The organism is Phyllobacterium sp. P5_D12, from assembly GCF_054049495.1.
Genome location: NZ_JBFUMG010000374.1, coordinates 1 through 4,514 on the forward strand (window position 1 = coordinate 1; position 4,514 = coordinate 4,514).

Sequence of the window (4,514 nt, forward strand, 5' to 3'; positions counted from 1 at the left end):
GTATATCGTAGCGGATCATATCTTGTGGCATGCACTCTTATCCCATGGATTCACCCCTCCCTGTCAAGCGGAGATGGCTATCATCATTCAACCATTATGGCGCATGGCTAGCGGAATTGCGACCGCTTGTCTGCCGCACAAAAAAATTTAACGTTCGTCAGGAAAATTGACGAACGTAAAATACAATTTAAACGTCGTTTGCGGCGAATTTTAAGATGAAAATATCAACTTCAGCAAGCATCAGCTGACGACAGCAAGAGCAGGCGTTCGCGACGCCGTTTCACTTGCAGGCCCTGCATAGGCGCGGATGAACGTCTGTACGGCGTTGCGAGCAGCACTTTCAAGTTCTTCATCAGTCGGCGTACCGCCGAACAGCGTGATCATTTGCAGATCGGCGTTGACCAGGGCAAGAAACTGGCGGGCAGCAAGGTCGAAATCGTCGATCCGCAGCACGCCTTTGTGACTGAGGCGTGCAAAAAGAGCGCCCAGAGCCGTGCCGATCTTGCCGGGGCCATGCTGGCGCCATGTTTCAAAGAGGTGCGGATAACGCTCGCCCTCGGACTGCACAAGTTTGCGCAGGAATTTGYCATCCTGATTGCAAAGGCAATTTTTCGTGAGACGAACGGCAAAGGCTGTCAGATCGTCCTCAAGATGATCCGATTTGTCTGGAAAGGTTGATAATATCGAAAACAGCATGGCGTTGGCACGGTCCATGACATCCTCGACAACTGCCGTGAACAGCGTTTCCTTTTCGCGGTAGTGGTTGTATATGGTCTGGCGGGAAACGCAGGCCTCTACGGCAATTTCGTCGATACTCGCTCCTGAAAAACCTTCACGACAAAACACCTCGGCGGCGGCATCCAATATTGAAATGCGTTTTGCGCATTGACCGCGCTGGGTGTGGCCGGTTGCCTTCAGTTCGTTGCGATTTTTCATGGACAGAAGATAATGCGTCTTGACGTTTTAGACAATGGTGTCTAGTTTTACATCTGTGTCCAAATTTGTTGACACGGCTTTTGCCTTGTTGATGCGCTATCCTCCCAAGCTCGCGCACTCATATCGGCCACCGAAAATCAGTTTGAATCCCTCCCGAGAGCTGGCGCGAAGACAATCCGGTTTTTGCGCCGCGGTTTTCTGAAAGATCACCATCATGACGAGCTCCTTCTTTCGTAGTGCCCTCATCCTTGGCCTTCTGACAGCCATCGGTCCCTTTGCGATCGACATGTATCTTCCCGCGATGCCTTCCATCGGACAGGACCTCGGCGCAGAAAACAATGCCGTGCAGATGAGCCTCTTGGCCTTCTTCATTCCGTTTGCGGTCGCCCAGCTCTTCTATGGGCCCATCTCCGATATGTGGGGCCGCAAGGCGCCGCTCTACATGGGCATCGGTTTGTTCGCCGTTGCGAGCATCGGCTGTGCGCTGGCAAGCGATGTCGAAACCTTGATCGCATTCCGCTTTCTGCAGGGTATCGGCGGTGYCGCCGGCATGGTTATTCCTCGCGCTATCGTTCGCGATATGCATACGGGCGTACAGGCCGCACGGCTGATGTCGCTGCTGATGCTCGTTTTCAGTATCTCGCCAATCCTTGCTCCGCTGACGGGCAGTGCCGTCATCGTACTCTTTGGCTGGCGCGGCGTATTCTGGGCCGTGACGATCGCTGCGTTTCTTGGGCTGATCCTCCTGTCGACGCAGTTGACAGAAACGCGGACCAAGGACGCCCGCGCGGAAAGCGGTTTCGGCAGCGCCATGGCGGCCTATCGCCTGCTGTTCAAGGACGGCAACTTCCTGACGCTCACCTTCATCGGTGGTCTTGGCCTGTCCAGCTTTCTCGTCTATCTGGCCAACTCACCCTTCGTGCTGATCAACCATTACGGATTGACACCGACACAGTACAGTTTTGCCTTCTCGATCAACGCCGTGTCGTTCTTTGCTGTCTCGCAGCTGACGGGTTGGCTCGGGGCTCGCTACGGCCTCGTTCGCGTGATGCGCAATGCTGTGACAGGCTTTTCGCTGGCCATGGTTGTCATGGTCGTCGTCATGAGCCTTGGCTTCAATCAGCTGCCGGTCATGGCGACCTTCCTCTTCATCGGCTACGGCTTCCTCGGGCTCGTCCTTCCGACAACCGGTGTGCTTGCGCTTGAAGATCACGGCGAAATCGCCGGCACGGCATCGGCACTGATGGGGACGCTGCAGTTCGTTACCGCCGCTGTCGCCATGGGTATCGCCGGCGCGTTCTTTGACGGCACCGCCTTGCCGATGGCGGCAGGCATTGCCCTTTGCGCCGTCGGTGCATTGATCGTCACGCAGACAACAATCGCTCGCCGCCGCGTCGTCGAGGCGGAAGCCGCCGCAGAATAAGAACTCTGATCCTCCATCAGATGCAAAGAGAAAGGCCCGGGACATCGTTCCGGACCTTTTTCATCTTTTCATCTTCTCCAGGATGAAATCAGTCCGTTCCGAAACTGGCAGCAGGGGACTTCTGCTGGCGAGAATGGTCACCAGGGGGTCAATTGCTTCCACGGCAAATCGGCTGAGCAATGAATTCGGCGAGGACTGTCCGCTCATTTGCATGGGCGCGACCGACGTAGTGGGAGATATGTTCTGCCGCTAGGGCCGAACCTCCGATCAGGGCAATAGCAACTGCCGCAAAGGTTGCGGCCGTCCGCGCACGCGGCCGCCAGTCCAAGAGTGCTCCGAACCGGGTTCGCCACGCCGGGACCAAGGCTATGAGTAACGCAGTGAGCGCGCAGCACATCGGCCTAACTCATGTATGGGTTGAACAAGCACAGTCGGCCGCGTGATAACGGCCATTATCGCCAACCGTGCCGCCTTTGCCGTACATCAGCCTCGGCCGCGCCCAATCAACGAGATCGTAATGCGGTCCGGTCTCGTTGCGGCCCTTCGGCATCACATCGAGATATCCGTAGATACCAAGGAATTGCTCGCCGCCACGGCTGAACGCCGAGTAGGTGTGATAAATCTGGCCGTCACCGTCCTTATAGAAAACGCTGTCGCCGGACAGGTCCTCCAGGCCTGGATCGGTGGTCTCGAAGTTATAATAAGCGTTCCTTCCAGCCACTTCCTTCGGCGTGAATGACACGTTGAAATCATAGTTGAAATCGCTGTGGAACGACGAAACCCAAGGAAAACGCCAGCCCATGGCCTTGCGCAGTGTTTCGATTTCTCCAATTGGCGCTCGCGCGACCGCTACATAGGAAACATCGTTGTTTTGAAGATACTCGAGCAGGCCTTCAACATGGTCTACCTCCAGTGTACAGCCGACGCATTGCTGCTCCTGGCCCGGTCCCATCATGAAATGCTTGATGAACAGTTGACTGCGTCCATCGAAGAGATCGGAGAGCGTCATTTTACCCGAGCGGCTATCGAAGGTGTATTCCTTTTCGACCTTGACCCAAGGCAGGGCGCGCCGTTGTGCGCTCATTTCCTCCTCGGCTTTGGTAAAAGCCTTTTCCCTGGCAAGCAGCGCAACCCGCGCCTTTAGCCACTCATCGCGTGATACGATCTCATGTTGCATTGCTTCCTCCTGTTGCGGAATGCTTCATTGGGAAATCGATTCATTCCCGGGCGAGCAACTCTTCCAGCCGATCGAAGGTGCTGTTCCAGCCTTCCCGGTGACCGTCGCAATCTTCAGGCGTATCGAATTCGCTCTGTTGGAATGTCATCAGTGTCTTGCCATTCTGGCCTTCGAAATGGATGTCGACGAGCGTTTCGAGGCCTGGCCTGCCGTTCTCCTGATCCCAGGCAAACGTGTAGGAGAGGCGCTTGCCCGGCACGATCTCGCGATAGACGCCGCCATGCCACAGCTTCTCGCCGCTTGCTTGGCTATCGAGGCAAGCGCGCCATTTGCCGCCAACCCGCAGGTCCGATTCAACGTAGCTTGCCGGATAATCGCGCGGGCCGAGCCATTGCAACATGCGTTTTGGATCGGAGAAGGCATCGAAAACCAGCGCCGGCGGCGCGTTGAAGACGCGCGTTATGGTCAATACGCGACCGGCTGATGCGTTCATTTCAACGTTGGTCTGGGCCATCGTTATCTCCATTTGTCTGAACCTCCTGCAGATATTCTTCCAGCCGGTCGAAACTGGTTTCCCAGAAGCGCCGGTAGTGTTCGAGCCAGTCCCTCACTTCTTTGAGCGGCGCCGCATCGAGACTGCATGGCCGCCATTGCGCCTCGCGGCCGCGAATGATCAAGCCGGCGCGTTCGAGCACCTTGAGATGCTTCGATACCGCTGGCCCGGACATGCGAAACGGTTCGGCAAGTTCCGTCACCGAGGTCGTGCCCAGCGCCAGACGTGCCAGGATTGCCCTGCGCGTCGGGTCTGCCAGTGCCGAGAAGATGTTATCGAGACGATCGGTTGTCATTTTAATGCTGAACCACTCGGTTATTTAACTATTTGGTTTTATACGCCGCAATATGAGGCACGTCAAGCCTTGCACGAGCTGAGCGAGAAGGGGTGAGGGAAGGGAATGAATGGAAGGGGGAGTAGTGAAG

The 4,514-nt window shown here is 56.1% G+C and carries 5 protein-coding genes; 1 reads left to right on the top strand and 4 read right to left on the bottom strand.

Annotated elements, in window-relative coordinates:
- Positions 1–240 precede the first annotated feature (240 nt).
- Positions 241–936 carry a TetR/AcrR family transcriptional regulator C-terminal domain-containing protein gene (locus tag ACXJ5O_RS19695; RefSeq protein ID WP_457301373.1) on the bottom strand — a complete coding sequence of 232 codons (696 nt, stop codon included), beginning with the start codon at positions 934–936 and terminating at the stop codon, positions 241–243.
- A 214-nt stretch (positions 937–1,150) separates the two neighbouring features.
- Here ACXJ5O_RS19695 and ACXJ5O_RS19700 point away from each other — a divergent pair, with 214 nt between their 5' ends.
- Positions 1,151–2,359, top strand: coding sequence for a multidrug effflux MFS transporter (locus ACXJ5O_RS19700; RefSeq protein ID WP_457301374.1), 1,209 nt, complete (start codon positions 1,151–1,153; stop codon positions 2,357–2,359).
- A 406-nt stretch (positions 2,360–2,765) separates the two neighbouring features.
- Here ACXJ5O_RS19700 and ACXJ5O_RS19705 read toward each other — a convergent pair whose 3' ends face one another.
- From ACXJ5O_RS19705 to ACXJ5O_RS19715, 3 genes are read right to left on the bottom strand one after another with little or no spacing between them, the layout of a single operon-like run.
- Positions 2,766–3,536 (bottom strand): DUF899 domain-containing protein, encoded by a 771-nt coding sequence (locus tag ACXJ5O_RS19705; RefSeq protein WP_457301375.1) that lies wholly within the window; start codon positions 3,534–3,536, stop codon positions 2,766–2,768.
- Between the two features lie 40 nt (positions 3,537–3,576).
- Positions 3,577–4,050: an SRPBCC family protein gene (locus tag ACXJ5O_RS19710; RefSeq protein ID WP_457301376.1), complete on the bottom strand. Its 474-nt coding sequence runs from the start codon at positions 4,048–4,050 to the stop codon at positions 3,577–3,579.
- Positions 4,031–4,384 carry an ArsR/SmtB family transcription factor gene (locus ACXJ5O_RS19715; RefSeq protein ID WP_457301377.1) on the bottom strand — a complete coding sequence of 118 codons (354 nt, stop codon included), beginning with the start codon at positions 4,382–4,384 and terminating at the stop codon, positions 4,031–4,033. The genes ACXJ5O_RS19710 and ACXJ5O_RS19715 overlap by 20 nt, the downstream gene beginning before the upstream one ends.
- Positions 4,385–4,514: the final 130 nt, after the last annotated feature.